This window comes from Microbacterium sp. ZW3a (genome assembly GCF_057167165.1).
The window spans coordinates 348,448-372,710 of record NZ_CM169903.1 but is presented as its reverse complement, the minus strand read 5'-3'; the positions used below and the strand labels follow the sequence as shown (position 1 = coordinate 372,710).

At 72.2% G+C, this 24,263-nt stretch carries 24 protein-coding genes; 14 read left to right on the top strand and 10 right to left on the bottom strand.

The genetic code is table 11. The features are described 5' to 3' along the window. Position 1: 1 nt before the first annotated feature. Complete coding sequence (gene solA, locus ACU6WY_RS01800; protein WP_483820774.1) at positions 2-1,099, bottom strand: N-methyl-L-tryptophan oxidase; 1,098 nt, start codon at positions 1,097-1,099, stop codon at positions 2-4. After that, positions 1,096-2,352 (bottom strand): aminotransferase class V-fold PLP-dependent enzyme, encoded by a 1,257-nt coding sequence (locus ACU6WY_RS01795; protein ID WP_483820773.1) that lies wholly within the window; start codon positions 2,350-2,352, stop codon positions 1,096-1,098. The genes solA and ACU6WY_RS01795 overlap by 4 nt, the downstream gene beginning before the upstream one ends. A gap of 77 nt (positions 2,353-2,429) precedes the next feature. On the opposite strand from ACU6WY_RS01795, the gene ACU6WY_RS01790 reads away from it, so the two are divergent. The 4 genes from ACU6WY_RS01790 to ACU6WY_RS01775 all read left to right on the top strand — a co-directional run bounded on the left by ACU6WY_RS01790 (position 2,430) and on the right by ACU6WY_RS01775 (position 5,235). Further along, a complete protein-coding gene (locus ACU6WY_RS01790) occupies positions 2,430-3,224 on the top strand; it encodes a class II glutamine amidotransferase (RefSeq protein WP_483820772.1) in 795 nt (264 codons plus the stop codon). Between the two features lie 26 nt (positions 3,225-3,250). Continuing rightward, positions 3,251-4,117, top strand: coding sequence for a spermidine synthase (locus ACU6WY_RS01785; RefSeq protein WP_483820771.1), 867 nt, complete (start codon positions 3,251-3,253; stop codon positions 4,115-4,117). 72 nt (positions 4,118-4,189) lie between these two features. Continuing rightward, the gene (locus ACU6WY_RS01780; RefSeq protein WP_483820770.1) at positions 4,190-4,717 is read left to right on the top strand and encodes a tetratricopeptide repeat protein; all 528 of its coding nucleotides are present in this window, start codon (positions 4,190-4,192) and stop codon (positions 4,715-4,717) included. Positions 4,718-4,746: 29 nt separating this feature from the next. Beyond that, on the top strand, positions 4,747-5,235 hold the full coding sequence (locus ACU6WY_RS01775) for a SprT-like domain-containing protein (RefSeq protein WP_483820769.1): 489 nt from the start codon (positions 4,747-4,749) through the stop codon (positions 5,233-5,235). Positions 5,236-5,243: 8 nt separating this feature from the next. Here ACU6WY_RS01775 and ACU6WY_RS01770 read toward each other — a convergent pair whose 3' ends face one another. After that, positions 5,244-5,906 (bottom strand): 2-phosphosulfolactate phosphatase, encoded by a 663-nt coding sequence (locus ACU6WY_RS01770; protein WP_483820768.1) that lies wholly within the window; start codon positions 5,904-5,906, stop codon positions 5,244-5,246. A gap of 86 nt (positions 5,907-5,992) precedes the next feature. Here ACU6WY_RS01770 and ACU6WY_RS01765 point away from each other — a divergent pair, with 86 nt between their 5' ends. Together ACU6WY_RS01765 and ACU6WY_RS01760 are read left to right on the top strand one after the other, a co-directional pair. Next, positions 5,993-6,517 (top strand): hypothetical protein, encoded by a 525-nt coding sequence (locus ACU6WY_RS01765; protein ID WP_483820767.1) that lies wholly within the window; start codon positions 5,993-5,995, stop codon positions 6,515-6,517. Next, complete coding sequence (locus ACU6WY_RS01760) at positions 6,514-7,044, top strand: N-acetyltransferase family protein (protein WP_483820766.1); 531 nt, start codon at positions 6,514-6,516, stop codon at positions 7,042-7,044. Before ACU6WY_RS01765 ends, ACU6WY_RS01760 begins: the two co-directional genes overlap by 4 nt. Before the next feature lie 12 nt (positions 7,045-7,056). On the opposite strand, the gene ACU6WY_RS01755 is transcribed toward ACU6WY_RS01760, so the two are convergent. The 3 genes from ACU6WY_RS01755 to ACU6WY_RS01745 are packed head-to-tail and all read right to left on the bottom strand — an operon-like array spanning position 7,057 to position 9,479. Further along, on the bottom strand, positions 7,057-7,707 hold the full coding sequence (locus ACU6WY_RS01755) for a response regulator (RefSeq protein ID WP_483820765.1): 651 nt from the start codon (positions 7,705-7,707) through the stop codon (positions 7,057-7,059). A gap of 49 nt (positions 7,708-7,756) precedes the next feature. Beyond that, on the bottom strand, positions 7,757-8,914 hold the full coding sequence (locus tag ACU6WY_RS01750) for a sensor histidine kinase (RefSeq protein WP_483820764.1): 1,158 nt from the start codon (positions 8,912-8,914) through the stop codon (positions 7,757-7,759). 58 nt (positions 8,915-8,972) lie between these two features. Continuing rightward, the gene (locus ACU6WY_RS01745; protein WP_483820763.1) at positions 8,973-9,479 is read right to left on the bottom strand and encodes an Lrp/AsnC family transcriptional regulator; all 507 of its coding nucleotides are present in this window, start codon (positions 9,477-9,479) and stop codon (positions 8,973-8,975) included. A gap of 122 nt (positions 9,480-9,601) precedes the next feature. Between ACU6WY_RS01745 and ACU6WY_RS01740 the strand changes: the two genes are divergently transcribed. Together ACU6WY_RS01740 and ACU6WY_RS01735 are read left to right on the top strand one after the other, a co-directional pair. Next, positions 9,602-10,999, top strand: coding sequence for a DUF6421 family protein (locus tag ACU6WY_RS01740; RefSeq protein ID WP_483821942.1), 1,398 nt, complete (start codon positions 9,602-9,604; stop codon positions 10,997-10,999). A 72-nt stretch (positions 11,000-11,071) separates the two neighbouring features. Beyond that, positions 11,072-11,761: an SDR family NAD(P)-dependent oxidoreductase gene (locus tag ACU6WY_RS01735; RefSeq protein ID WP_483820762.1), complete on the top strand. Its 690-nt coding sequence runs from the start codon at positions 11,072-11,074 to the stop codon at positions 11,759-11,761. On the opposite strand, the gene ACU6WY_RS01730 is transcribed toward ACU6WY_RS01735, so the two are convergent. Then, the gene (locus tag ACU6WY_RS01730) at positions 11,758-13,317 is read right to left on the bottom strand and encodes an MFS transporter (protein WP_483820761.1); all 1,560 of its coding nucleotides are present in this window, start codon (positions 13,315-13,317) and stop codon (positions 11,758-11,760) included. The two genes, ACU6WY_RS01735 and ACU6WY_RS01730, sit on opposite strands and share 4 nt — an antisense overlap. Positions 13,318-13,382: 65 nt before the next feature. Here ACU6WY_RS01730 and ACU6WY_RS01725 point away from each other — a divergent pair, with 65 nt between their 5' ends. Continuing rightward, a complete protein-coding gene (locus tag ACU6WY_RS01725; protein WP_483820760.1) occupies positions 13,383-14,450 on the top strand; it encodes a threonine aldolase family protein in 1,068 nt (355 codons plus the stop codon). Between the two features lie 57 nt (positions 14,451-14,507). On the opposite strand, the gene ACU6WY_RS01720 is transcribed toward ACU6WY_RS01725, so the two are convergent. Both ACU6WY_RS01720 and ACU6WY_RS01715 read right to left on the bottom strand, forming a co-directional pair. Beyond that, complete coding sequence (locus ACU6WY_RS01720; protein WP_483820759.1) at positions 14,508-15,326, bottom strand: AlbA family DNA-binding domain-containing protein; 819 nt, start codon at positions 15,324-15,326, stop codon at positions 14,508-14,510. 23 nt (positions 15,327-15,349) lie between these two features. Then, the gene (locus ACU6WY_RS01715; RefSeq protein ID WP_483820758.1) at positions 15,350-15,964 is read right to left on the bottom strand and encodes an NUDIX hydrolase family protein; all 615 of its coding nucleotides are present in this window, start codon (positions 15,962-15,964) and stop codon (positions 15,350-15,352) included. 174 nt (positions 15,965-16,138) lie between these two features. On the opposite strand from ACU6WY_RS01715, the gene ACU6WY_RS01710 reads away from it, so the two are divergent. The 4 genes from ACU6WY_RS01710 to ACU6WY_RS01695 all read left to right on the top strand — a co-directional run bounded on the left by ACU6WY_RS01710 (position 16,139) and on the right by ACU6WY_RS01695 (position 23,002). Then, positions 16,139-16,801 carry an alpha/beta hydrolase gene (locus ACU6WY_RS01710; RefSeq protein ID WP_483820757.1) on the top strand — a complete coding sequence of 221 codons (663 nt, stop codon included), beginning with the start codon at positions 16,139-16,141 and terminating at the stop codon, positions 16,799-16,801. A gap of 78 nt (positions 16,802-16,879) precedes the next feature. After that, the gene (locus ACU6WY_RS01705) at positions 16,880-21,553 is read left to right on the top strand and encodes an ATP-dependent helicase (RefSeq protein ID WP_483820756.1); all 4,674 of its coding nucleotides are present in this window, start codon (positions 16,880-16,882) and stop codon (positions 21,551-21,553) included. A gap of 53 nt (positions 21,554-21,606) precedes the next feature. Further along, positions 21,607-22,383, top strand: coding sequence for a DNA-formamidopyrimidine glycosylase family protein (locus ACU6WY_RS01700; RefSeq protein WP_483820755.1), 777 nt, complete (start codon positions 21,607-21,609; stop codon positions 22,381-22,383). 211 nt (positions 22,384-22,594) lie between these two features. Then, entirely contained in the window at positions 22,595-23,002 is a 408-nt protein-coding gene (locus tag ACU6WY_RS01695) for a transferase (RefSeq protein ID WP_483820754.1), read from the top strand. Between the two features lie 67 nt (positions 23,003-23,069). Here ACU6WY_RS01695 and ACU6WY_RS01690 read toward each other — a convergent pair whose 3' ends face one another. Then, complete coding sequence (locus ACU6WY_RS01690) at positions 23,070-23,459, bottom strand: DUF1304 domain-containing protein (RefSeq protein WP_483820753.1); 390 nt, start codon at positions 23,457-23,459, stop codon at positions 23,070-23,072. Between the two features lie 34 nt (positions 23,460-23,493). Between ACU6WY_RS01690 and ACU6WY_RS01685 the strand changes: the two genes are divergently transcribed. Beyond that, a complete protein-coding gene (locus tag ACU6WY_RS01685; protein WP_483820752.1) occupies positions 23,494-24,228 on the top strand; it encodes a LysR substrate-binding domain-containing protein in 735 nt (244 codons plus the stop codon). The last annotated feature ends 35 nt before the right edge of the window (positions 24,229-24,263 follow it).

The window sequence follows — 24,263 nt, the reverse complement described above, 5'->3', positions numbered from 1 at the left end:
GTCAGATCCCCCGTCGGGCGGTCGAGATGAAATCGAGGTCGGGTCGCTCGATGCCCTCGCATAGATCGGCGACGGCGTCGCCCAGCGCGGGACCGAACTTGAAACCGTGGCCCGAGCAGGCCGAGACCGCGATGACCTCGGGAGTCTCGGCGAGCGGACCGATGATGAAGCGCTTGTCCTCGGTCATCGTGTACAGGCACGACGCCGCCTCGACGGGGGCGGTGTCGAGAGCGGGCACGTAGAGGTGCAGGAGGTCCCGCAGGGCCTCCACCTCGGCCGCGGTCGGCGGGGCTACCGGCGTCTCGGGGTCCCAGACCTCTCCGGCATCCACCCCCAGCTTGACGCCGTTGCCGTCGGCATCCGGGATGCCGAAGACCAGGCCCTCGGGACGATCGACCGAGAAGGCCCCGAGCGCGGGCGGCATTCCCGCCGCTTGCCCCGGACGCACCGTGAGGGTCAGGATCCGCCACACCTCGACGAGGTCGGACAGTGCCGGCACGAGGGGCGCGGCCCACGGGCCGCCGGCCACCACGAGCCGGGCCGCGCGGACGACGCCGCGATCGGTGCGCACCTCGACGCCACCGGGTGCGCTGTCCCACCCGAAGACGCGTTCCCCGTCGCGCAGATCGGCGCCGGCCGCCGCGGCGATCCGCCGCAGCGCGCTCACCGCTCGCTCGGCCTCGATGACGCCCGCGGACGGGTCGTACACCGCGCGATAGCCCGCGGGCACCGCGAACGAGGGCATGCGGGATGCCATGTCGGCGGGGTCATCGACGAGGACGCAGTCCGGGCCCTGGAGCTGGGATTCACCGGCGTGGGCGTACAGCCCCCCGGTGCGATGCAGCAGCACCTCGCCGGAGTCGCGTTCGAGCGACTCCCACGCGGCGAACGCCCGCTCGACGAGCGGGTTCCACGCCGGGTTCGGGTACGCACGCCGGATCATGCGGGTGCGGCCGTGCGACGAGCCGCGGCCGTGGCCCGGAGAGAACCGGTCGATGCCGACCACGCGCAGGCCGCGGCGGGCGAGGCTCGCGGCGGTCGCCGTCCCGTGGATGCCGAGACCCAGCACGACCACGTCGGCGGACACCGCGGCGGTCATCGCGCTCCTCCCGTCACGAGGGCGGCCACGCCGTCGACGAGGGCCGCAACATCGCTGTCGTCGTTGTAGACGTGGGGGGAGGCGCGCACGACGCTCGGCACGCCGCGATCCCCCAGGTCCCACTGCCCGTGGGTCGCGGGCACCGAGACCACGCGCACCCCGTGGCGCGCGAGACGGACGACGGCTTCGGCGGAGTCGACCCCGTCGACGACGAACGTCACGATGGCCGACCGCGTGCCGTCGGGGTCGGCGACGGTGACGCCCTCGAGCTCGGACAGGGCGGCGCGGAGGCGTCGTCCGGCATCGACGAGCCAGGCCTCGGTCTCGACGACACCGCGCGCGAGGGCCTCGTCGAGCGCGGCGCCCAGGCCCAGGCGGGCGGCGACGGCCCCCTCCCACGTCTCATACCGCCGCGCCGACGCGTCCACCTCCCACGTCGTGCCCGAGGTCCAGCGCGCCCCGCGCACATCCGGCGCGACGGGCAGGAGCCGGTCGCGCAGCGCGTCGCGCACGTAGGCGAATCCGGTGCCGCGCGGCGCGCGGAGGAACTTGCGCCCCGTCGTCACCATCACGTCGCATCCGATCTCGCTCACGTCGACGGCGAGATGCCCGACCGACTGGGTGGCGTCGAGGATGTACGTCCCGCCGTAGCGCTGCACGACCTCCCCGATCTGCGCGGCCGGCTCGACGAGCCCGGACGAGGTGGGAACGTGGGCGACCGTCACGATCGACGGTACCCCGTCCGAGAGAAGGGCATCGAGCGCGGCGACGTCGACGCGGCGCCGGTCGTCGTAGGGGGCGACCACGAGGTCGACGTCGTGCTCTCGCGCGATGCTCATGAGGTGCAGTGCGTGGCTGACGTACGTGCTGCTGGAGGCGACGATGCGGTGGCCGCGGGCGGGGCGCAGGGCGTCGAAGAGCACGCGTAGTCCCGTCGACGCACTGTCGAACAGCGCGATCTCGGCGGCCGAGGCACCCACGAGGGTCGCGGCCGAGGTGTACACGTCGTCGATGCGGCTCCGGCGCTCGGCCGCGGCCTCGTATCCGCCCCGGGTCTCCTCCAGCCGGAGGTGGTCGACGACGGTCGCGACAACCCCGTGCGAGGGGAGGGCGGCCCCGGCGGCATTGAAGTGGCTGGCGAGGGTCGATCCCGTTGTGGCGCGCCGCTCCGCGGCGACGTCGATGGAGGATCCGCCCGCGAGGATCGCGGGTGCCGCGGGGAGCGCGGCGTCTGCGGTGGGGAGTGGATTCATGAGGGACGGACAACCTCCGGGTAGGATCCAAACATATTACATCTGGATCCAATCTGGAATGCACTCTGGGAGGTGCCATGTCACGGATGCTCGCCTGGGTCGCCCCCACCCCGTCCGACACCACCACGGCGACGGGCGCCGACACGCTCTCGGCCTTCGCGGACCTGTCCCGCGTGCACGCCGACGGCTGGGGGGCGGCGTGGCGTGCAGCAGGCACGGTGTCGGCCTGCGTCGCGACGGGTCGACGGGCCACCGCCGCCGAACTCGCGAGCGCCGTGCCGGTCCGCTCGTCCGCCGCGCTGCTGTACCTGCGGTTCGGCAGCGCGGGGACCGGCACGAGCGAGGCCGAGGCCCAACCGTTCCTTCGCGCCGGGTGCGCGTTCCAGCACAACGGCGCCCTGGTCCCCGCGACGCTGCTCCGGGAACGGCTCACCGACGACGAACGCGCGCGCCTGCGCGGGGGCAACGACAGCGAGCTGTACTTCGCCCGCGTCCGACGGGCGATTCCTCCGGACGGCGACATCGACCCGTCGGCGCTCGCGGACGCCGTGGCCGCGGTGCGGGCGCTGTACCCCGACGCGTGCCTGAACGCCCTCCTCCTCACCCCGTCGGCCGTCGTCGCCGCGCAGTCCTCCGCCGGACGCCCCGCGCCGCTGGCCGCCTTCGCCGCGCGCGGCATCGCCCCCACCGACCTCCCGCCCGGTCACGACGACGGCTACAACCGCCTGTACACACGCCAGACCCCGTCGGGGGCGCGCGTCGTCGCGACGACCGGCATCCCCCTCGACGGCTGGACGCCGCTCCCCGACGACACCGTCACCCTCCTCACCCCGCACGCAACGACGTCCGTCCCGCTCCCCTCCCCCGCGTGAGGCGACGGGGGCCTAGCGTGGATGCCATGGCTCGTATGCGCGTAGAACCCGACGACGCCCCGACGGCACGTCTCTCCGACGGCTCGGTCGCGCGCGTGACCGCGTCGACGTTCGTCTCGGGGTGGGAGCTCGTCGTGGACGGCACCCCCCAGTCGCACGTCGACCTCGACGACCCGACCCACCTGCACTTCGAATACGTCGCGCGCATGGGCGCGGTGATCGATCGACTCCGGATGCCGGGACAGCCCCTGACCGCGGTGCACCTGGGCGCGGGGGCGCTGACCCTCCCCCGGTACGTCGAGGCGACGCGACCCGGATCGCGGCAGCAGGTGATCGAGCTCGAACCGGCGCTGTGGGACCTCGTGCGCGAGAACATCCCCCTCCCCCGCGGCGCCGCCCTGCGGGTGCGCATCGGCGATGCCCGCGCGGGCCTGGGGCGCCTTCCCGGCGGCCTCACCGGTGCGGTCGACCTCCTCGTCAGCGACGTCTACTCGGGCGCGCAGACCCCCGCACACCTCACCACGGTGGAGTTCTACCGCGAAGCTGCGGCGCTCCTCTCCCCCGACGGCGTGCTGCTGGTCAACGTCTCGGACGGCCCGGGCCTCACCTTCGCCCGCCGACAGGTCGCGACGGTGCGCGAGGTCCTCCCCGAGGTGATCGTGCTCGCCGAGGTGCAGGTGCTCAAGGGCCGCCGGTTCGGCAATCTCGTCGTCGCCGCGTCCGCCGCACCGCTGCCGGTCGAGTGGCTCCCGCGGCTCATGGCCGCCGGCCCCCACCCCGCGAAAGTGGCCCAGGGAGCGGAGATCGAGGAGTTCATCCGCGGCGCACGGCCGGCGACGGATGCCGACGCGACGCCCTCGCCCAAGCCCTCGGCATCCATCTTCGAGCGGTGACCGCGTGGCGCGTCCGCTTCGCGAGCGGAGGCACCGCAGACTGGAGGCCACGACCACTCGAGAGGAGCGACGGTGAGCTATATCCGCGGGTACGACCCCGACACGTTGCGTGAGATCACCGACTCTCGCGAGTGTGCGGAGCGCCTCGAGGAGATCGGCTCGCTGCGCAGCCTCCCCGCCCTGCTCGAGCGCGTGTGGTTGCTCAAGGTGCTCGACCGGTTCGACGAGGCCCTCGCCATCTCGGAGCAGTCGGTGCGGGTGGCCCGCATGGCCGGGACCCGCCGCGATCTGCTGCGCGCCCGCATCCTCCACGCCACCATCCAGCAGTGCCGCGGCGCGTTCGCCGCGGCCGAGCAGGAGCTGACGATGTGCGCCGAAGAGGCCGAAGGACAGGGCTGGTCGGGGATCGCCGCGTTCGCCCTGCAGCACCGCGGCAAGGTGCACTACGACGAGGGCGACTACGACGCCGCGCGCCGCGACTTCAAACGCGCGCTGTTCCTGCGTCAGAACGCCGGCGCGTCCGACGCCGAACTGGAGTCGACCCTCCTGGCCATCGACGCCGCCGACCGGCGACGTTCGCGCGCCGTCGTGGCGAGCTGACGTCGGAGCCCCCCGCTACCGTTCCCGTCATGTCCGATCTGCAGCGTGTGCGCGTGTGGGCAGAGGCACTGATCGCCCTGCACCTCGACGACTCGTGGTCGTTCGCGTTCGACAACGCCAAGCGCCGAGCGGGGCTCTGCGACTACGGCCGGCGACGCATCAGCGTCTCGCGGTATCTCGCTGCCCGCTACGACGACGACACCAATCACCAGACGCTCCTGCACGAGGTCGCGCACGCGGTGGCGGGCGCCGAGGCGGGACACGGCCCGGTGTGGAAGCGCACGGCGCGGCAGCTCGGCTACGTCGGCGGCACGACGCACGCCGGCGAGACGGCGAACGAGCTCGCCCCGTGGGTGGGCACGTGCCCGGCCGGCCACGTCGCCTTCCGTCACCGCCGGGCTACCCGACCCACCTCGTGCGCGAAGTGCGCCCCCCGTTTCGATCCGCGCCACGCGCTGACCTGGGTCAAGCGCGAAATCACCCCGGCCACGCGGCTCGCGGCCGCCACTCCGCGCTGACGCTGACGTCACGCGGTGGCGTACGCGCCCTCGCGCAAGACGGGAACAACGGATGCCGCGTCCCGCTCGGCCGCGGCCAGCACGGTGTCGCGCTCGCCCGCGTCGGCGAGCAGGCGGCCGGTTCCGCTCGCCGTGAGCAGGTGCCGCACCGCCCCGCGGAGCGCGCGGAAGCCCTCGGCCGCCACCGCCGCGTCGGGGGACGCGTGATCGATCCCGAGGTCGCCGAGCGCGGCGATGACCGCCCCGGCCCCGAGCAGGTCTTCGACGGCGAACCGCAGGTCGGAGGCGTTTTCACCCGCGGTCGTCGACCCGCCGGTGACCACCGCGGGCTGCCCCACGGCCACGACGGCGATGCTCGTGCGATCGGCACGGTCGTGCTGCACCGCGAGCACGTGGGCGGCCACCGCCGCGGCGTTGCGGATTCCGCCCACCACGACGTGCGCGCCGCGCTCGGCGGCGGCGAGCGCGACACGGTCCGCCGCGTCGGTGTCCGCGGCCACGGCCTCGTTCGCCCCGCCCTGCTCCGCGGCGCCGATCGCGCGGGCCGACAGCCCGAGTGTCTGCACCACCACCACGACGTGCGCCGGAGCGAGTCGCTCGAGGCCCGGCATCCCCCAGTCCAACCGCACCTGATAGTTCGCCTGGGCCAGTGCATCGGGGGTGTTCGGCATCCCTCGAGCCTACGACGACCCGCAGCGCGCCTCGCCGGCCGAGTCAACCCGTGCCCTCCGACACCCGGACTTGGCACAATGCGGGGATGCGCATTCTGTTGAAGTTCGAGATCGACTGCGATCCGGATGCCGCCTGGCGAGCCCTGCACTCGCCGCGCGCCGTCGCCGAACTGTACGGCCCGTTCGTCGATGTCGAGCCGTTGGAGCAGATGCCGACCTCGTTCACGTCCGGCGACGACGTCCCGGTGCAGATGCGCGCCGCGGGGATCGTGCCGATGGGGCGCCAGCTCATCTCGGTCGCCGACCGCGAGACTCGCGACGCTCACGGCCCGGTGCGGGTGTTCCGCGACTGGGGCGTTCCGCTGACCGGGCCCCTGGCCGCCCTCGACGTGTGGGACCACCAGATGGCGGTCTCGGCGGTGCCGGGCGACCCCTCGCGCACCCTGTGGCGGGAGCGGCTCACCATCGGTGGTGCCGTCGCCCCGGCGCTCTGGCCCGGACTGTGGGCGGTGTGGCAGTGGCGGGCCGCGCGCATCCGCGCGCTCGCCCCCACCTGGGCCCACGACCCCGAGCGCGATCGAGACGACACGGCCACCGAGCAGGACCGATGACCGACGTCCTCGTGCGGCCAGCGCTGCCCGCCGACGGACCGTCCATCGCGCGGGTACACGTTCGCGGGTGGCGCGAAGCCCACACCGGACACGTGCCGTCCGCGCTCCTCGACGGCCTCGACGTCGCGGCATCCACGCGGCGCTGGAGCGCGCGCCTGCGCGGGGACTTCTCCGAGGAGACGGAGCCGCTCGGTCAGTCGTGGGTCGCGAGCGTCGGCGACGAAGTCGTGGGATTCGCGTCGGCGGGGATGGCCCGCGACCTCGACCTGCCGGCCACCGACGAAGAGCTCTACGCGCTGTATGTGATCGCCGACCACTACGGCGAAGGCATCGGATCGGCTCTTCTCGACGCCGTCCTGGGCCCCGGCGCCGTGACGCTCTGGGTGCTCGCCGACAACCCGCGCGCGCACGCCTTCTACGCCAAACACGGCTTCCGTCCCGACGGAGTCACCCGCACGGACTGCCGCTGGGGCGAGCCGCTGCGCGAGGAGCGCTGGGCCCGCGCCGCGCGGCGGCCACGCGGCTAGCAGGCCGGCCGGTCAGACGAGCCCGTGCCGGTAGGCGAACACGACCAGCTGCACCCGATCACGCAGCGCCAGTTTCGTGAGGATCCGGCTGACGTGGGTCTTCACGGTGGCCTCCGACAGGTACTCCCGCTCGGCGATCTCGGCGTTGCTCAAGCCCCCGGCGGCGAGGGCGAAGATCTCGCGCTCGCGGTCGGTGAGCGCGGCGAAGCTCGCGGGGACCGGCTCCTTCGCACCGCCCTCGGCGATGTGTGCAAACAGCTCGCGCGTTGCCTGCGCGGCGATGACCGCCGACCCGGCGTGCACCGTGCGCACCGCCGAGAGCAGGAACTCCGGATCGGAGTCCTTGAGGAGGAATCCGCTGGCACCGCGCTGGATCGCCCGCGCCGCCGCCTCGTCGAGATCGAACGTGGTCAGCACCACCACGCGCGGAGCACCCGGCTCCCTCAGGATCTCAGCCGTGGCCGTGAGACCGTCCATGACCGGCATGCGCACGTCCATCAGAACGATGTCGGGCCGGGTGGCCCGCACCACCTCGATCGCCTCGCGACCGTCGGAGGCCTCGCCCACGACCTCGAGGTCGTCTTGCGAATCGATCACCATCCGGATGCCAGCGCGGAACAGGGCCTGATCGTCGACGAGGACGACGCGAATCGGCGAAGTCATGGGAGCGGTTCCTCTCGTGGGGCGGATTCCACCGGGGTGGCCCCGGCCGTCACGTCGGGTCCCCGATCGGCAGGCTCGCGCGAACCACGAACAGTCCGCGCTCCTGCTGCGCGGTGAGCGTTCCGCCCACGAGTTGCGCCCGCTCGCGCATGCCGATCAGGCCGTGGCCGCCAGAGGGCGGGGGCGTGGCGGGGGGAGTACTGATGTTGCTGACCGTGAGATCGACACGGTCGGGCATCCACGACAGGCGCACGCCGACGTGCCGGTCGGCTCCGTGGCGCAGGGCGTTCGTGAGTGCCTCCTGCAGGATCCGATAGACGGCGAGCCGGATCGCCGCCGGGGGTTCACCGGGCGGGGCCGGATCGACGTCGATCGCGAGGTCGACCCCCGCGGCGCGCACCTGGGCGTAGAGGGTCTCGACGTCGGCGAGGGTGGGCTGAGGGCCCTGGGCCTGGCTGTGCCGCAGCTGTGTCAGGAGGAGACGCACGTCGCCGAGGGCCGCGCGCGCGGTCGACGAGATGGTCGACAGCGCCGCGGTCGCTGCCGCGGCGTCCTGCGCGGCGGCGTACCGAGCCCCGTCGGCCTGGGCGATGACGACAGCGAGGGAGTGAGCCACGACGTCGTGCATGTCGCGGGCGATCCGCACCCGTTCCTGCTCGGCGATCGTCGCCTCCTCGGCGGCGCGCCGCGCCTCGGCGTCGGCTGCGGCGCGGTGGGCCGTACGCACGAGCGCGCCCGACACCCACGACAGCAGGAAGGCGAACCCCGAGGTCAGCAGCACCGCGATGATGGCGAAGGCGGTGTCGACCTGGAAAAGGGATTGACCTCCCAGGGCCATCAGATAGGCCGTCACGACGAGGGCTCCGCCGATCGCCGACGCGAATCCCGCCCAGAACACCCGCCGCGTGCCGTACGCGGCGGTGGTGTACAACACCGCGAAGACGACGACGTCGGTGGGCGTCGGCGACCGCAGGAACGCCATCTGGACGCAGGCGGCGGCCCACGCCAGAGACAGCGCGAGGCCGGGCTGGAGGCGGCGCAGCCCGAGTGCGGCGGCGAAGAGGAGGACGAAGATTACGGCTCCGACGTTGGCGCCGACCGCGCCGGGCTCCAGCTCCAGCACCACCGCGACCAGCGCGAACACACCGGCGACGACCAGGTCGACGATCACCTGATACCGGAGCAGGGGACGCAGGGAGATGCGCATTTGCCTCACGCTACGCGGGCGGTGGGAGGGCGGCATCCGTCGCGAGATGTATCCGTCGTCACCCGGCGGCGGACGGCGGCGCCGGGAAGTCAGCCGGTTCGATGGGGCGGGCCTCGAAGAAGGTCTGCAGCACGATCGTGGTGCGGGTGTTCACCTGCGCCGCCGACCGGATGTCGCGAATGAGCGTCTCAAGGTCGCGCGGCGTCGGTACGCGGACGAAGAGCATGTACGCGGCGTCGCCCGCGATGGAGTGACATGCCTCGATCGCCGTCAGGTGCGCGAGCAGGTCGGGCGCATTGTCGGGCTGCGCGGGATCGAGCGGCGTGATCTCGACGAAGGCGGCGAGAGGGCGGCCGAGCGCCTCGGCGTCGAGGACCGGCCGGTAGCCGCGCACGATGCCGCGAGCCTCGAGCCGACGGAGCCGGGACTGCACCGCCGACACCGAGAGCCCGACCCGCTCCGAGAGGTGGGCGAGCGTCGCGCGCGCGTCGAGCGAGATCTCGCGGACGATCGCCGCGTCGACGGTGTCGTCGAGCCGCGCGGGGCGTGCAGAACCGTCGGACATGCGCCCGACAGTACCAGGCAGTCGAACCGGGACTCTGGCGGCATCCGTAGTATTTCCGTTAGTATCGCGCTTTGACCGGAATCTTTCCCGCTCCTGCCCGATCGGAGGCCCGCATGACGCTCATGACCCCCGCGCGTCCCCCCTACGACCAGCTCGCCGGACACACGGTCGACACGGTCGAGCACACCCCCGCCTGGACTCGACTGAAGGTCGCCGCCACCGAACTGCAGGCGCTGCAGGGTTCCGACGGCGCCATTCTCGATGCCGCCGACCACCGCCGCGCGGGCGAGCTCGTCGACGTCATCGTCGAGTCCATCGATGCCCTCGCGCCCCTGTTCCCCCACGACGCGGAGTATCTGCGCACCGCGGTCGGCGACTTCCTCCGGTGGAAGGACGCCGGCCTCGGCGTGCCCGACTTCCTCGACTCGCTTATGGCGTTCCAGCCGCAGCAGCACCGGGTCGACGGCATCCGTCACCTCGTCGTGTTCCCGATGTACACGCAGAACGGCTCGCGCGACCGGCACGTCGAGGCCGTGCTCGTCGAGGTCATCTGGCCCGAGTTCATCGCGCGGCTGGAGACCGAGTACACCAACGGCCTGTTCGTGTCGCTCCGCCTGGTCGACTTCACGCCGGGGTACGACACCAACTCCGCGGTGCTCTTCCCCGAGACGGTCGCGATGCGCGAGATCCCCACCTTCACGTGGGGCGCGATCTTCCAGGACCGCGAGGCCGCCCGCTACCGCCGCGTCACCCGCGCCGCCGCCGAGATCACCAAGCTCGAGCTGCCCGAGAACGCCGCGCGACTGCTCGACGACCAAGACCTCGCCGAGCGCACGTTCGTGATGTGGGATCTCATCCACGACCGCACCCACATGCGCGGTGACCTGCCGTTCGATCCGTTCATGATCAAGCAGCGGATGCCGTACTTCCTCTACTCGCTCGAGGAGCTGCGGTGCGACCTCACCGCGTTCCGCGAGTGCGTGTCGCTGCAGGAGCGCCTCGCCGCGCGCGACGACCTCGACGACACCGAGCGGGCGATGCTCGAGCACGCCGAGCTCGTGCAGTACGCGGTGATCTTCGACCGCATCTTCCGGTTCGCGATCACCGGCTCGCGCGTGCGCAACTACGACGGTCTCGGCGGGCAGCTGCTGTTCGCGTGGCTGCACCAGCGCCGCGTGCTGCACTGGACCGACACGTCGCTCACGTTCGACTGGGACGAGGTGCCCGGCGCGGTGGTCGCCCTCGCCGACGCGATCGACGAGCTCTACTGGCGCTCGATCGACCGACCGAAGACCGCGCACTGGCTGGCCGCCTACGACCTCGTACGCTCGGTCGTGACGCCGCACCCCGCGTCGGTGTGGGCCCGTGGGCTGTCCGACGACGTGCTCGCGGGACTCCCGAAGGGGTACACCGACGCCGTGCTCGACGACGAGTTCCCGCTGTCGATGTTCTTCGAGGCGCTCGAGAAGAAGATGCGGCCGGTGATCGCCTCGACCGAGGGCATCAGGGGCCGGGACTAGGGGCCGCGGTCCGACATCCCGGTCCGGCCCCGATCAGGCGGGAAGACACGGGGCGACCCCGGAGGAGAGACCATGACCCGAGACACCGGAGCACGGGACCGGCTGGTGCTGCTGGCGGGGGGAACGAGCACCGCGGGGCGCACCGCGGCGCGCGCCCTTGCCGACGCCGGAGCCCGCGTCATCGTGGTGGGCTCGAATGACGGACGCCTCGACGATGTCCGGGACGAGATCCCCGCGGTCGCGACCGAGCGCTGCGATCTGACAGACCCGGATGCCGTGGACGCGCTGCGCGAGCATGTGCACGCCGCGTGGGGCCGGGTCGATGGCATCCTGCACCTCGTCGGGGGCTGGCGCGGGGGCGGCGGCCTCGCGGGTCAGACGGACGCCGACTTCGCGTTCCTGTCGCGCTCGTTCACGGCGCTGCGGAACGTCTCGCGCACCTTCGACGCCGACTTGCGGGCCTCGGGGGCCGGGCGCCTCGCGATCGTGTCATCGACCGCCGTGGATCGGCCGCGAGCGGGCGGGGCGAACTACGCCGCCGTGAAGGCGGCGAGTGAGGCATGGGTGCGGGCCGTCGCCCAGGGCTTCGCCACGGACGCCCGCGACGCCGGGCGTCCGCTGACGTCGGCGGCCACCGTCTTCCGGGTCAGGGCGCTGGCAGGGCTCGAGGCGGAGCTCGCGGCCGCGTTCGTCGGCCTCTGGGAGGACGACGCAGGCGCGGTCAACGACCGTACCCTCACGCTCACTCCCCCGGCCGGCTAGCGCGGGTCGGCGTTCGAGTCGCTCGCACTACCCGGATCCGTCGCGACCGCCGCGACGCCGGCATCGTCCGTCGCGTCTGCGCGGACATCGGCGACGTGCGGATGAGTGTCGGCGTTCAGGGATGCCACACCCCAACGCGCGGCGAGCGGGTCGAGCGGGTCGGCGTTCGAATGGTGGTCGGCTTCTTCCCCGGCGTCGACCTCGGCATTCACGGTCGACACGGAGTACTGCGTCGAGAGCGTGCGATACGAGCGGGTCAGGAACGCCGCCCCGCCAGCCACGACCATCGCGAGCCCCGCGACGAGGAACACCAACGCGATCCCGCGGCCGATCCCGTCGCCCAGCAGCCATCCCCACTGCTCGCGCCCGGCCGCGCCGTCCATGTAGGGGATGATGACGAACTCGGCGATCGGGGCGATCAAGAACGCGGTGATCGGTGCCGAGGCGGACTCGAACGCGGCGGCGAAGCCGAAGACGCGCCCCTGCGTCTCGAGCGGCACGACCTTCTGAATGACGGTCTGCTCGGCAGCCTCGACCACCGGGATCAGCGCCATGTAGACCCAGATCCCCGCGACGTAGAGCCACCACCAGTCGCGCAGGGTGAACGCGGCCCCGAGAACCCCCATCGCGATCACGACGAGGAGCATCGTGCGGATGGGATTGCGCCCGAGGCCGAACTTCGCCACGAGACCGCCGCCGATGATGAACCCGGTGGCGGTGACGCCCAGAACGACGCCCCAGATCTCGACGGGGAACAATTGGAGCCCGTAGGGATCCATGAGGGCGAGGTAGACCCCGCCGATGAGGTTGTTGAACGTCGAGAAGATCAGCAGCGCGAACAGGCCCGGTGCCGCGCGCACGGCGCGAAGCGCTCCCCGCACATCGACGGCGGGGAGATGCTCGGTCGCCGCCGCCGGACGGTCCTCGGGGATGCGGATCGTGAGCAGGTGTACGAGGGCGAGAGCGGTCAGGGCGACCGCGATCGCGAGGGTCCACCCCATGCCGAGGATGCCGACCGACAGCCCGCTGAAGACACTCGTGACCACGAACGACAAGCCCTGCACGGTACCGACGAGCCCGTTGGCGTTGGGCCGGCGGTCTTCGGGAATGAGCAGAGTTACGGTGGTGGACAGCGCGATGTTGCGCATGTTCTCGACCACGGCACCGGCCAGCACCACTCCCCCGAACACCCAGAACCAGGGGCCGCCCAGATCGAGCAGGGCGCTTTCGGGGAAGAGGAGCCAGAGCGCCCCGGCCAGCAGGAAGGCCGCCAGGGTGACGGTCCCCGAGAACACCATGACCCGGTGCTTGCGGTGCCGGTCGACGATCGTGCCGAAGAGCATGGCGAACACCGCGAGGAGCAGCATGTAGGCGCCGCCGATGATGCCGGTGGCCAGCACCGATTGAGTCTCGAGGTAGACCCAGAACGTGAGGGCGAACCAGAGGTAGCTCGTGGTGACGTTGGCCACGGCGGTGTTGACGAGGATGCCGAGGAACGCCCGCCGCCCGCCGGCCGGCACGACGTCCACAGCGGCACGGGGAGGCATCTCGGTCATGCGGCACACGCTAGCCCTCCCCTCCGACATCGGCCAGAGCGGGTGCCGGTGGCTACGCTGGAGCGGTGACCCCCCTGCATGACGCCGCCGTCCGCGGCTTCGCCTCCGACAACTACTCCGGCATCCACCCCGAGGTCCTCGCGGCCATCACCGCCGCCAACGAAGGACACCAGGTCGCCTACGGCGAAGACGTCTACACCGCCCGCCTCCAGGAGCTGTTCACGGGCCTCCTCGGCGAGGGGGTCGAGGCCTATCCGGTGTTCAACGGCACGGGAGCGAACGTCGTCGGCCTGCAGTCGATGCTCCCTCGCTGGGGCGCGGTGATCTCGGCATCCACCGCTCACATCAACGTCGACGAGGGCGGTGCTCCCGAGCGGGTCGGCGGCATCAAGCTGCTCACCGTCCCCACCGACGACGGCAAGCTCACCCCCGAGCTGGTGGACCGCGAGGCCTGGGGCTGGGGCGACGAGCACCGGGCGCAGCCGCTGGTGGTCTCGATCACGCAGTCGACCGAGCTCGGCACCCTGTACTCGGTCGACGAGATCCGGGCGCTCGCCGACCACGCCCACGGACACGGCATGCGCCTGCACATGGACGGCGCGCGCATCTCCAATGCGGCCGCGGCGCTGGACGTGCCGCTGCGCGCCTTCACCCGCGACGCCGGCGTCGACGTGCTCAGCTTCGGCGGCACGAAGAACGGCGCGATGATCGGCGAGGCGATCGTGGTGCTCGACCCCGCGGCATCCACCGGTCTGACCTACCTGCGCAAGCTCGACATGCAGCTCTCGAGCAAGATGCGCTTCGTCTCGGCGCAGCTGGTCGCCCTGCTCGAGAACGACCTGTGGCTGCGCAACGCCCGTCACTCCAACGCCATGGCGCAGCGGCTGCGTGCGGGAGTCGAGGCGGGCCTGGCCGACGGCTCGATCCAGGGCGTCGAATTCACCCAGCCGACCCAGGCCAACGGCGTGTTCGCGACCCTCCCCGCGGGCGTGGCCGATCGCCTCCGCGAGAGCTTCCGCTTCTACGACTGGGATGAGATGCGCCGTGAAGTGCGTTGGATGTGCTCGTTCGACACGACCGAGTCCGACATCGACGCCTTCGTCGCCGCCATCGCGCGCGAGACCACGCGCTGAGACGCCGCCCCACGCCCGACCCTGCGGCATCCGGGTTTCCGAAGGCCGCGCGAACGGTCAGCGCGCCGAGGGGCGGCCCAGCACCACGGTCGACAGCGTCGGTCGCCAGTGCCGACCGACGTAGTCGACGGCCTCGTCGACGCCCAGCGCGCGACTGGAGTTGCCCACCCGCACCCACAGATCGGTGACGGTTCCGCCATCTTTGGGCTGGGTGAGGTAGACCGGCCGACCCGCGGGGCGGCACACGATGACGCACACGCCCTCGGCGAAGACGATGCGCGGTTGCGCGGCCGCGGTCCGCCCGAGGGCCTTGGACAGCATGTCGCGCATCCACAGCTCGAACCGGTCGTGATCGGGGGTGCGCAGCGTCGCCAGATCGCGATCGATGCCCACCGCCGTACCGGCGTCGTCGGCGCCGATCACGAGGGTCCCGCCGCGCGAGTTCAAGAACGCCGCGACCGACTTGGCGATCGCGATCTCCATGCGCGGGTCCTTGCGGTTCTCGCGCACGTTCCAGCGGGCGGTTTCTTTGAACTCCACGCGGTCCGACTCCCCGGCGCGCAGGAGACCGGGCACGTCGATGTCACCACCGTCGCGCCGCGCGGCCGCGACGACGGCGGCCACGATCGCCGAGAGCCCGATGCTCGCCCCCAGGGAGAACAGGATGGTCGTGGGCACCCACAGACGCGCCGCACCGCCCACCCACGCCGACAGCAGCAGGCCGACACTCACCCCCAGCACGCCGATCACCGTCATCGTCGGCATGCTGAGCGAACGCGCCGGCCCGAAGGCGCGTCGCAGGAGTATCGCGATGAAAGCGGCGAGCGCGAGGACGACGGGCAGCGCGATCGCGAGGTCGATGAGAGAGGTGGCCATCGGCATCCGGGGTCGTGCGGTGCTCAGCGCAGCGCGCCCAGCGAGGCGAGCCCGAGCCGCACGAGCGTTCCGCGGCCGCCCTCCATCTCGGCGGAGAGGGCATCGGATGCCGCTTCCTCCGGCGAGAGCCAGGTGACTTCGAGCGCGTCCTGGCGGGGTTCGCAGGTTCCGGTGACGGGCACGACGAACGCGAGCGACACGGCGTGCTGCCGGTCGTCGTGGAAGGCGCTGACGCCGGGCAGCGGGAAGTACTCGGCCACGGTGAACGGGGCCGGCTGCGGCGGCAGCAGGGGGAAGGCCATCGGCCCGAGGTCGTTCTCGACGTGGCGGAAGAGCGCGTCGCGCACCGTCTCGCCGTAGCGCACGCGCCCGGAAACGAGCGTTCGCGTCATCTCACCGAGCGGCGTCGCCCGGAGCAGGATGCCGACCTGGGTCACCGCACCCATGCCGTCGGTGCGCACGGGAAGCGCCTCGACGTAGATCATCGGCAGGCGTCGCCGCGCCTCGGCGAGCTCGACCTCGCTCAACCACCCCGGATTGGAGTTCGGGTTCGCGGGAGCGCCCGAGAAAGGCGTCGAGAGCGGCTCGCGCTCTTCGCCGTTGTCGCCGGGATCGGGGTCGGGTGTGCGGACGGGCATGCTCCCTGTATATCAACCGACCGCGCGGATGCCCATGCCCGGGCCGGATGCCGGGACCCCGGGTATCGCGCGACGGCGGGCGGATCCCGGGGTGGGGGCGCCGACGCGTGACCGCGGGAGGGGCGAGCGGCGGAGGTCCGCGCCGTGTCGGAGGCCTTTGCCACAATGGGCGGCATGACCGCACGCCTGCGCCTCGACTCCGCCGTCGTCCGCTGGTCGGTACCGCTCGCCGAAATCGGCGACCGGCCCGTCCTGTTGCTGCTGCACGGCTACGGGGCCGACGAACACGATCTGTTCGGCCTCGTCCCCTACCTTCCCGACGTCTTCGCGGTGGCGAGCCTGCGGGCGCCGCTCACCCCGCCCTGGCCGGCGCCCGGCGCCTCGTGGTACCCGATCGAGGGGCTGAACGGACGCGACCCCGCCGCCGTCACGCTCGCCGCCGAGGCTCTGCTCGCCTGGATTGCCGACACACTGGGCGACCGCCCGGTCGGGCTGCTGGGCTTCTCCCAGGGCGGGGCGGTCGCGGTCCAGACGTTGCGCGTGGCTCCCGAGGCAGTGTCCTTCGCCGTCGTGCTGGCCGGGTACGCGGCCGGTGGAGAGCTCGCCGGCGACGCCGTGCTCGCCGAACGGCGACCGCCGGTGTTCTGGGGGCGAGGCTCGCACGATGACGTCATCCCGCCGCACCTGGTCGACATGACCGCGCAGTGGCTGCCCGCGCACAGCGAGTTGACCGGCCGGGTCTACCCGGGCCTCACCCACTCCCTCTCCGAAGACGAGCTGCACGACGTGCGGGCGTTCCTCGACGCCCGCCTCGCTTCCGGCGGATCCCCCGCCTGACCACGCCGTCCCGGCCGTTCCGCGCCCAGCGAACGTCAAGCCCGCCGCAATGTCGGAGGTCCGGGAGAAGATGTCGGCATGGCCGACGTGCTCGACAGATTCGGTCCTGCGACGCAGGACTGGTTCCGGGGTGCGTTCTCGGCACCCACCACCGCGCAGAAGGGCGCGTGGGAGTCCGTGGCATCCGGTCGCAACGCGCTCGTGGTGGCGCCCACGGGCTCCGGAAAGACGCTCTCGGCCTTCCTCTTCGCCATCGATCGAGTCTTCCGCGAGAAGGCGCCCGAGGTGCCGGATGCCACGCCCCCGCGCCGCGGCCGGAGCGCCGCGAAGAAGCCCGCGAACACCGCGCGCACCCGCATCCTCTACATCTCGCCGTTGAAGGCGCTGGGCGTCGACGTCGAGCGGAACCTCCGCTCCCCCCTCGTCGGCATCGGGCAGTCCGCTCGGCGCCTCGGTATCGAGGTTCCGGCTGTCACCGTCGGGGTGCGCTCGGGCGATACGTCGTCGAGCGATCGTCGCAAGCTCGTGACCGACCCGCCCGACATTCTCATCACCACGCCCGAGTCGCTGTACCTCATGCTCACGAGCCAGGCGGCCGAGACGCTGCGCGGCGTGCACACCGTGATCATCGACGAGGTGCACGCGGTCGCCGCCACCAAGCGCGGCGCACACCTCGCGGTCAGCCTCGAACGCCTCGACGCGCTGCTCGACGCCCCCGCCCAACGCATCGGCCTCTCGGCGACGGTGCGCCCGATCGACGAGGTCGCCCGCTTCCTCGGCGGTGCGCAGCCCGTCGACATCGTCGCCCCGAAGGCGACCAAGGCGTTCGATCTCTCGGTGGTCGTCCCCGTCGACGACATGCTCAACCCGCCGCCCCCGCCCGGCTCCCCCGACCCCGACGAGGCCGGCGACGGCGAGTGGTTCTCGGAGCGCCCCCCGAGTACCGAGATGGCGGGATCGGTCTGGCCGCACGTCGAAGAGGCGATCGTCGACCGCATCCTCGAGCGACGGTCGACGATCGTGTTCGCCAACTCTCGGCGCCTCGCCGAGCGGCTCACCGGGCGTCTCAACGAGATCTACGCCGAGCGGCAGGGCATCGACGTGCCCGAGCCCACGGTTCCGGCCGCCATGATGGCCCAGGCGGGCTCCTCCGCGGGAGTGGCCGCGATCCTCGCCAAGGCCCACCACGGCTCGGTCTCGAAAGAGCAACGGGCACAGGTCGAAGACGAGCTGAAGTCGGGCACTCTTCGCTGCGTCGTGGCCACGAGCAGCCTCGAGCTCGGCATCGACATGGGCTCGGTCGATCTCGTCATCCAGGTCGAGGCCCCGCCGAGCGCGGCATCCGGTCTCCAGCGCGTCGGACGCGCCGGCCACCAGGTGGGCGAGGTGAGCCGCGCGGCGCTGTTCCCGAAGCACCGCAGCGACGTGCTCCACACCGCCGTCGTCACCGAGCGCATGCTCTCCGGACGCATCGAGGCGATCGCCGTGCCGCAGAATCCGCTCGACATCCTCGCGCAGCAGACCGTGGCGGCCTCGGCGCTCGGCTCCATCGACGTCGAGGAGTGGTTCGAGACGGTCAAGCGCAGCGCCCCCTTCCGGTCGCTCCCGCGCTCGGCGTACGAGGCGACCCTCGATCTGCTCGCCGGGCGTTACCCCTCCGACGAGTTCGCCGAGTTGCGCCCCCGCCTGGTGTGGGACCGCGACGCGGGCACGCTCACGGGTCGCCCCGGCGCGCAGCGCGTCGCCGTGACCAGCGGCGGCACCATCCCCGACCGCGGGCTCTTCGGCGTCTTCGTCGCGGGTGAGTCGCAGAACGCCCGCGTGGGCGAGCTCGACGAAGAGATGGTCTACGAGTCGCGGGTCAACGACGTCTTCACCCTCGGCACCACGAGCTGGCGCATCGTCGAGATCACGCACGACCGCGTGAACGTGCTGCCGGCGTTCGGACAGCCCGGAAAGCTCCCGTTCTGGCACGGCGACGGCATCGGTCGCCCCGCCGAACTCGGTGAGGCCCTGGGCAAGTTCTCGCGCGACCTCGCCGGCGCCGACCGCGGCACGGCCGAGGAGCGCCTGCGCGAATCGGGGCTCGACGACAACGCCATCACCAATCTGCTGGCCTACCTCGCCGAGCAGCGCGAGGCCACCGGAACCCTCCCCACCGACCGCACCCTCACCGTCGAGCGCAGCCGCGATGAGGTCGGCGACTGGCGCATCATCCTGCACTCCCCCTACGGCATGCAGGTGCATGCGCCGTGGGCCCTGGCCGTCAACGCCCGCATCCGCGAGCGTCTCGGCGTCGAGGGCGCCGCCGTCGCGAGCGATGACGGGATCATCGCGCGTGTTCCCGATGCCGCGGCCGAACCGCCCGGAGCCGATCTCTTCGTCTTCGAACCCGACGAGCTCGAGCAGATCGTCACCGATGAGGTCGGGGGGTCGGCGCTGTTCGCCTCCCGCTTCCGCGAGTGCGCGGCGCGCGCCCTGCTCCTGCCGCGCCTGAACCCCAACCGCCGCTCACCGCTCTGGCAACAGCGCCAGCGGTCGGCCCAGCTGCTCGAGGTCGCGCGGCGGCATCCGTCGTTCCCGATCATCCTCGAGACGCTCCGCGAGGTGCTACAAGACGTCTACGACCTCCCGGCGCTGCTGCGCGTGGCCCGGCAGATCGGCGAGCGTCGCATCCGGCTCGTCGAGACCACGACCAGCCAGCCCTCCCCCTACGCGCGTGATCTGCTCTTCGGCTATGTCGGCGCGTTCATGTACGAGGGCGACTCCCCGCTGGCCGAGCGCCGGGCCGCGGCTCTCTCCGTCGACCCGGCGCTGCTGAGCGAACTGCTCGGCAAGGTCGAGATGCGCGAGCTCCTCGACCCCGACGTCATCGCGCAGTTCGAGCGCGAGGCTCAGCGCCTCGATCCCGAACGCCGAGCACGCGGCGTCGAGGGAGTGGCCGATCTGCTGCGCATCCTCGGCCCGCTCGATGCAGACGAGGTCGCCCTTCGCCTCGATACCGAGACGGATGCCGTCGGCGAAGCGACACGGCACCTGCACGCCCTCATCGACGGTCGGCGTGCCATCCCGGTCACGATCGCGGGGGTCTCGCGCGTGGCCGGGATCGAAGACGCGGGGCGGCTCCGCGACGCGCTCGGGTCGGCCTTGCCCGTCGGCATCCCGAACGCGTTCCTCGAACCGGTCGCCGATCCGCTGGGCGATCTGGTCGCGCGCTACGCCCGCACGCACGGCCCCTTCCCCACCGATGCGGTGGCCGCGCGCCTGGGCGTGGGCGTCGCCGTCGCGCGCCTCACGCTGCAGCGCCTGGAGTCGCAGGGGCGGCTCTCCAGCGGCTTCTTCCTGCCCGAGACCGCCGGCGGGCGCGGTGACGACACCGAATGGTGCGACACCGAGGTGCTGCGACGGCTGCGCATGCGCTCGCTCGCGGCGATCCGGGGCAGCGTCGAACCCGTGCCGCCGGCCGCCTACGCGCGCTTCCTCCCCGTGTGGCAGCACCTGGGCCGCCCGCTCGAGGGCATCGACGGGGTGCTCGCCGTCATCGAGCAGCTCGCCGGGGTCCCCATTCCGGCGAGCGCGTGGGAGTCGCTCATCCTGCCCTCGCGCGTGGCCGACTACTCCCCCGCGTTCCTCGACGAGCTCACCGCGACGGGCGAGGTCGTCTGGTCGGGCCACGGCACGCTCCCTGGGCGCGACGGCTGGATCGCCCTGCACCCCGCCGAGGCCGCGCCCTTCACCCTGCAAGATCCCGATGACCCCGACGATCCGGCTCCCGACTCGCTCGAGGCGCGGATCCTCGCCGCTCTCGCCGGCGGAGGGGCCTACTTCTCGGCCCAGCTGGCCCAGCTGGCGGGGGCCGCGAACGAGCAGTCCGTCAACGACGCGCTGTGGGCGCTGACGTGGGCCGGGCGGGTGACCAACGACACCTTCGCGCCCGTGCGCACTCTCGTCGGCGGCGGCGGGCAGGCGCACCGCGTCGCCCGTCGCGCGCCTCGGGCTCGCATGTATCGCGGCGCGGCGATCCCCCGGCCGACCGCGGCTCCCCGGCCGCCGTCGCTCGGCGGGCGCTGGTCTGTGCTCCCCGAACGAGAGCCCGATGCCGCCGCCCGCGCGACCGCCACGGCGAGCCTGCTGCTCGACCGCTACGGCGTCGTCACGCGCGGGGCCGTGCAGTCCGAGGGCGTTCCGGGCGGCTTCGCGCAGGTCTATCGCATCCTCGCGGGATTCGAAGAGGCCGGGCACTGCCGGCGCGGGTACGTGATCGAGAAGCTCGGCGCGGCCCAGTTCGCGGCGTCGGCCACGGTCGACCGTCTGCGCGAGTTCGCCGCACTGTCCGACCCGCCGCCGCTCCGCGCCGTGACGCTCGCGGCGACCGACCCTGCCAACCCCTACGGCGCCGCGCTCGGCTGGCCGGCACTCGAGGGCGTCTCGCACCGCCCCGGGCGCAAGGCGGGCGGGCTCGTGGTGCTCGTCGACGGGGAGCTGACGCTCTACCTCGAGCGCGGAGGACGCAGCGCCCTGGCGTTCACCGACGATGAGGCACGGCTCCAGGCTGCCGCCCGCGACCTCGCCGACACGGCCCGCCGCCGCCGGCTCGACACCCTCACCATCGAGCAGGTCAACGGCGAGTTCGTCTACGGCACCGCGGTGGGCCGGGCGCTGCGCGAGGCCGGTTTCGTCGAGTCGCCGCGCGGTCTCACCCTGCGCCGGGTCACCGCCGGAGACACCCTGCGCGAGGCCGCCCGTGCCTGATCCCACCCCGCGCACGCCGCGCGCCGTCCGACGCACACGGCAGGAGGCCGCCCGTGCCTGAGGGCGATACCGTCCACCGCGCCGCCGCCAAACTCTCCGCGGCGCTCACCGGTCGAGAGGTGACGCGCTTCGACATCCGCGTTCCCGGGAGCGCCACCGCGGATCTGCGCGGCGAGACCGTCCGAGAGGTGGTCGCGCGCGGCAAGCACCTGCTCGAGCGCATCGGGGAGTACACGCTCCACTCGCACCTGAAGATGGAGGGCCGGTGGGACGTGTACCGCCCCGGCGAGCGTTGGCGGCGCCCGGCGTTCAAGGCTCGCGCCATCGTCGGTGTCGCGGGGGCCGACACGGTCGGTTTCGACCTCGCCATGGTGGAAGTCCTGCCCACGTCCGACGAGAACCGTGTGGTCGGCCATCTGGGCCCCGATCTCCTCGGACCCGACTGGGACGAAGCCGAGGCGGTCCGCCGGGTCGGTGCCGACCCGCGTCCGGCGCACGTGGCTCTGCTGGATCAGCGCAACGTCGCCGGGTTCGGCAATGTCTACGCGAACGAGCTGTTGTTCGTCCGCGGAATCGCCCCGACGCGCCCGGCGACCGAGATCGACGCGCGGGCCACGATCGACCTCGGGGCCCGCATGATCCGGGCGAACCTCCCCCGCCCCGAGCGCACGTTCACGGGCGACAGCAGACCCGGACGCCGCATGTGGGTCTACGGCCGCGAGGGCGCCCCGTGCCGCCGGTGCGGCACGCCCATCCGCGGCACGTCGCTGGGGGCTTCGGCCACGAGCGAGCGCAACGTGTTCTGGTGCCCGACCTGCCAGCCGGAATGAGACCCTCCGGAGGGCCCGTGTCAACCCGGCGTCCCCGTTCGGGTAGGCGTGCGAAAACGGTGGGAGACAAAATGGGCGCCTCAGAGAAATTCCGAGGTCCGGTGGGAATCCACTGGAGCACCCGCACCGAATAACCATGCACGGGAATGAGATCGCACCCGCATCGGTTGTCACACAAGTCGGCCTGCCCGAGGGCTGATCGGAGGGGATCGTGGGAAAGAACTACATCGACATCGAAAACGACCACGGCGAGACGCTGCGTTACCGCAAGCACGTCAATGGTCGGGGGCTCGTCGCGCACGGCGCGAAGGTCCACCCGTCGGCTCTGGTCGAGAACGGCGCGTACGTCGAACCCGGCGTACAGATCGCCGCGGGTGTTCGTGTCGGCCGTGGCGTCTGGATCGAATCGGATGCCGTGATCGGCCCGGAAGCCCGCATCGAGCCGCACGCGCACATCTGCGCCGGAGCGGTCATTGGCGCCGGAGCGCACATCGGCGTTCGCACCCAGGTGGGGTCGAACGCGCGAGTCGCGATCGGCTCCCTCATCGGCGACGACGAGATCATCAACGACGGCGAAGCCGTCGCGACCGACCGCCGAGGTCTTCGCCTGGCCGCCTGACGCCCGGACGCCGCCCCGCCGGCATCCTCGACCCGCACGCCTCTCCGGAGCGTGCGGGTTTCGTCGTTCAGGTCAGGAGCGTGAGAACGAAGCCGATCAGCGGCAGCGTCCCCTGGGTGGCCGCCGGGCGCAGGTACTTCCGGCCGGAGGTCGTCAAAACCAGTGCGGCGGCCACCATGGATCCGAGCGAGAACAGCAGCAGCGTGCGCCCCGCGACGTCTCCGACTCCGAACACGATCCACAGCAGGATGCCGATCCCCGCCCCGATCGCGAGGAACAGGTTGTAGAAGCCCTGGTTGTAAGCCATCGACTTGGTGGTGTCGGCCACGTCCTGCGACGCGATGCCGAAGATGCGCCACACGCTCGGGTGCGACCAGCGCACGCTCTCGAGGACGAAGATGTACACGTGCAGCAGGGCGGCGAGCCCCGCGAAGACAAGCGCCAGAATGCCGACCATCCCGCCACGTTAGCGCCGCGACTACCCTGGAGCCATGGCAGACGGCAGTGGGTCCCGGGGGCGGGGCGGCGCCGCCCGACGCGGCGGGCCCGCCCGGCCGGCGAACGGCGCGCGCAAACGCCCGGCGGCCGCGGCCCCACGCCGCTCGACCCCGGCCCCGGCTCCGGTACCGGTCGAAGAGCCGCGCACCTTCGTGCTCGGCGCGATTCCCGGTGCGACCCCGGGCAAGTGGATCGGCCTGTGGCGCGAACGCCTCCCCCACGTCACTCTCGAGCTGCGCGAGATCGCGGTGGATCAGCAGCGCGAGGCCCTCGACGACGTCGACGCCGCGCTCGTGCGCCTGCCGCTGACCGAATCCGATGATCTCCACGTGATCGAGCTCTACGAGGAGATCCCCGTCGTGGTGATGTCGGTCGACTCCGACCTGACCGCCGCCGACGATATCGGCATCGCCGACCTGGCCGGTGAGGTCGTGATCGTCCCCGCCGACGACGTGTTGCAGGCGCAGATTCCGGATGCCGTGTCCCCGGCGTTCGCACCGCCGGTCGACACCGCGGAGGCCATCGCGACGGTGGCGGCGGGCGTGGGTGTCGTGATCGTGCCGATGTCGCTCGCGCGGGCCCACCAACGCCGGGACGTGGAGCACCGCGTGCTCCGCGACGGTCCCCGCTCGACGGTGGCGCTCGCTTGGCTCCGCGACAAGACGACCCCCGACGTCGAGAACTTCATCGGCATCGTGCGCGGTCGCACGGCGCGCTCCTCGCGCTGACGGCGCCACCCTGACCGGCCGCCGCCAACGTTTCG

Bases quoted from the DNA above. Each gene is read 5' to 3' on its own strand.
- solA (WP_483820774.1), bottom strand. From the start codon at position 1,099: ATGACCGCCGCGGTGTCCGCCGACGTGGTCGTGCTGGGTCTCGGCATC.
- ACU6WY_RS01795 (WP_483820773.1), bottom strand. From the start codon at position 2,352: ATGAATCCACTCCCCACCGCAGACGCCGCGCTCCCCGCGGCACCCGCG.
- ACU6WY_RS01790 (WP_483820772.1), top strand. From the start codon at position 2,430: ATGTCACGGATGCTCGCCTGGGTCGCCCCCACCCCGTCCGACACCACC.
- ACU6WY_RS01785 (WP_483820771.1), top strand. From the start codon at position 3,251: ATGGCTCGTATGCGCGTAGAACCCGACGACGCCCCGACGGCACGTCTC.
- ACU6WY_RS01775 (WP_483820769.1), top strand. From the start codon at position 4,747: ATGTCCGATCTGCAGCGTGTGCGCGTGTGGGCAGAGGCACTGATCGCC.
- ACU6WY_RS01770 (WP_483820768.1), bottom strand. From the start codon at position 5,906: ATGCCGAACACCCCCGATGCACTGGCCCAGGCGAACTATCAGGTGCGG.
- ACU6WY_RS01765 (WP_483820767.1), top strand. From the start codon at position 5,993: ATGCGCATTCTGTTGAAGTTCGAGATCGACTGCGATCCGGATGCCGCC.
- ACU6WY_RS01760 (WP_483820766.1), top strand. From the start codon at position 6,514: ATGACCGACGTCCTCGTGCGGCCAGCGCTGCCCGCCGACGGACCGTCC.
- ACU6WY_RS01755 (WP_483820765.1), bottom strand. From the start codon at position 7,707: ATGACTTCGCCGATTCGCGTCGTCCTCGTCGACGATCAGGCCCTGTTC.
- ACU6WY_RS01750 (WP_483820764.1), bottom strand. From the start codon at position 8,914: ATGCGCATCTCCCTGCGTCCCCTGCTCCGGTATCAGGTGATCGTCGAC.
- ACU6WY_RS01745 (WP_483820763.1), bottom strand. From the start codon at position 9,479: ATGTCCGACGGTTCTGCACGCCCCGCGCGGCTCGACGACACCGTCGAC.
- ACU6WY_RS01740 (WP_483821942.1), top strand. From the start codon at position 9,602: ATGACCCCCGCGCGTCCCCCCTACGACCAGCTCGCCGGACACACGGTC.
- ACU6WY_RS01735 (WP_483820762.1), top strand. From the start codon at position 11,072: ATGACCCGAGACACCGGAGCACGGGACCGGCTGGTGCTGCTGGCGGGG.
- ACU6WY_RS01730 (WP_483820761.1), bottom strand. From the start codon at position 13,317: ATGACCGAGATGCCTCCCCGTGCCGCTGTGGACGTCGTGCCGGCCGGC.
- ACU6WY_RS01720 (WP_483820759.1), bottom strand. From the start codon at position 15,326: ATGGCCACCTCTCTCATCGACCTCGCGATCGCGCTGCCCGTCGTCCTC.
- ACU6WY_RS01715 (WP_483820758.1), bottom strand. From the start codon at position 15,964: ATGCCCGTCCGCACACCCGACCCCGATCCCGGCGACAACGGCGAAGAG.
- ACU6WY_RS01710 (WP_483820757.1), top strand. From the start codon at position 16,139: ATGACCGCACGCCTGCGCCTCGACTCCGCCGTCGTCCGCTGGTCGGTA.
- ACU6WY_RS01705 (WP_483820756.1), top strand. From the start codon at position 16,880: ATGGCCGACGTGCTCGACAGATTCGGTCCTGCGACGCAGGACTGGTTC.
- ACU6WY_RS01690 (WP_483820753.1), bottom strand. From the start codon at position 23,459: ATGGTCGGCATTCTGGCGCTTGTCTTCGCGGGGCTCGCCGCCCTGCTG.
- ACU6WY_RS01685 (WP_483820752.1), top strand. From the start codon at position 23,494: ATGGCAGACGGCAGTGGGTCCCGGGGGCGGGGCGGCGCCGCCCGACGC.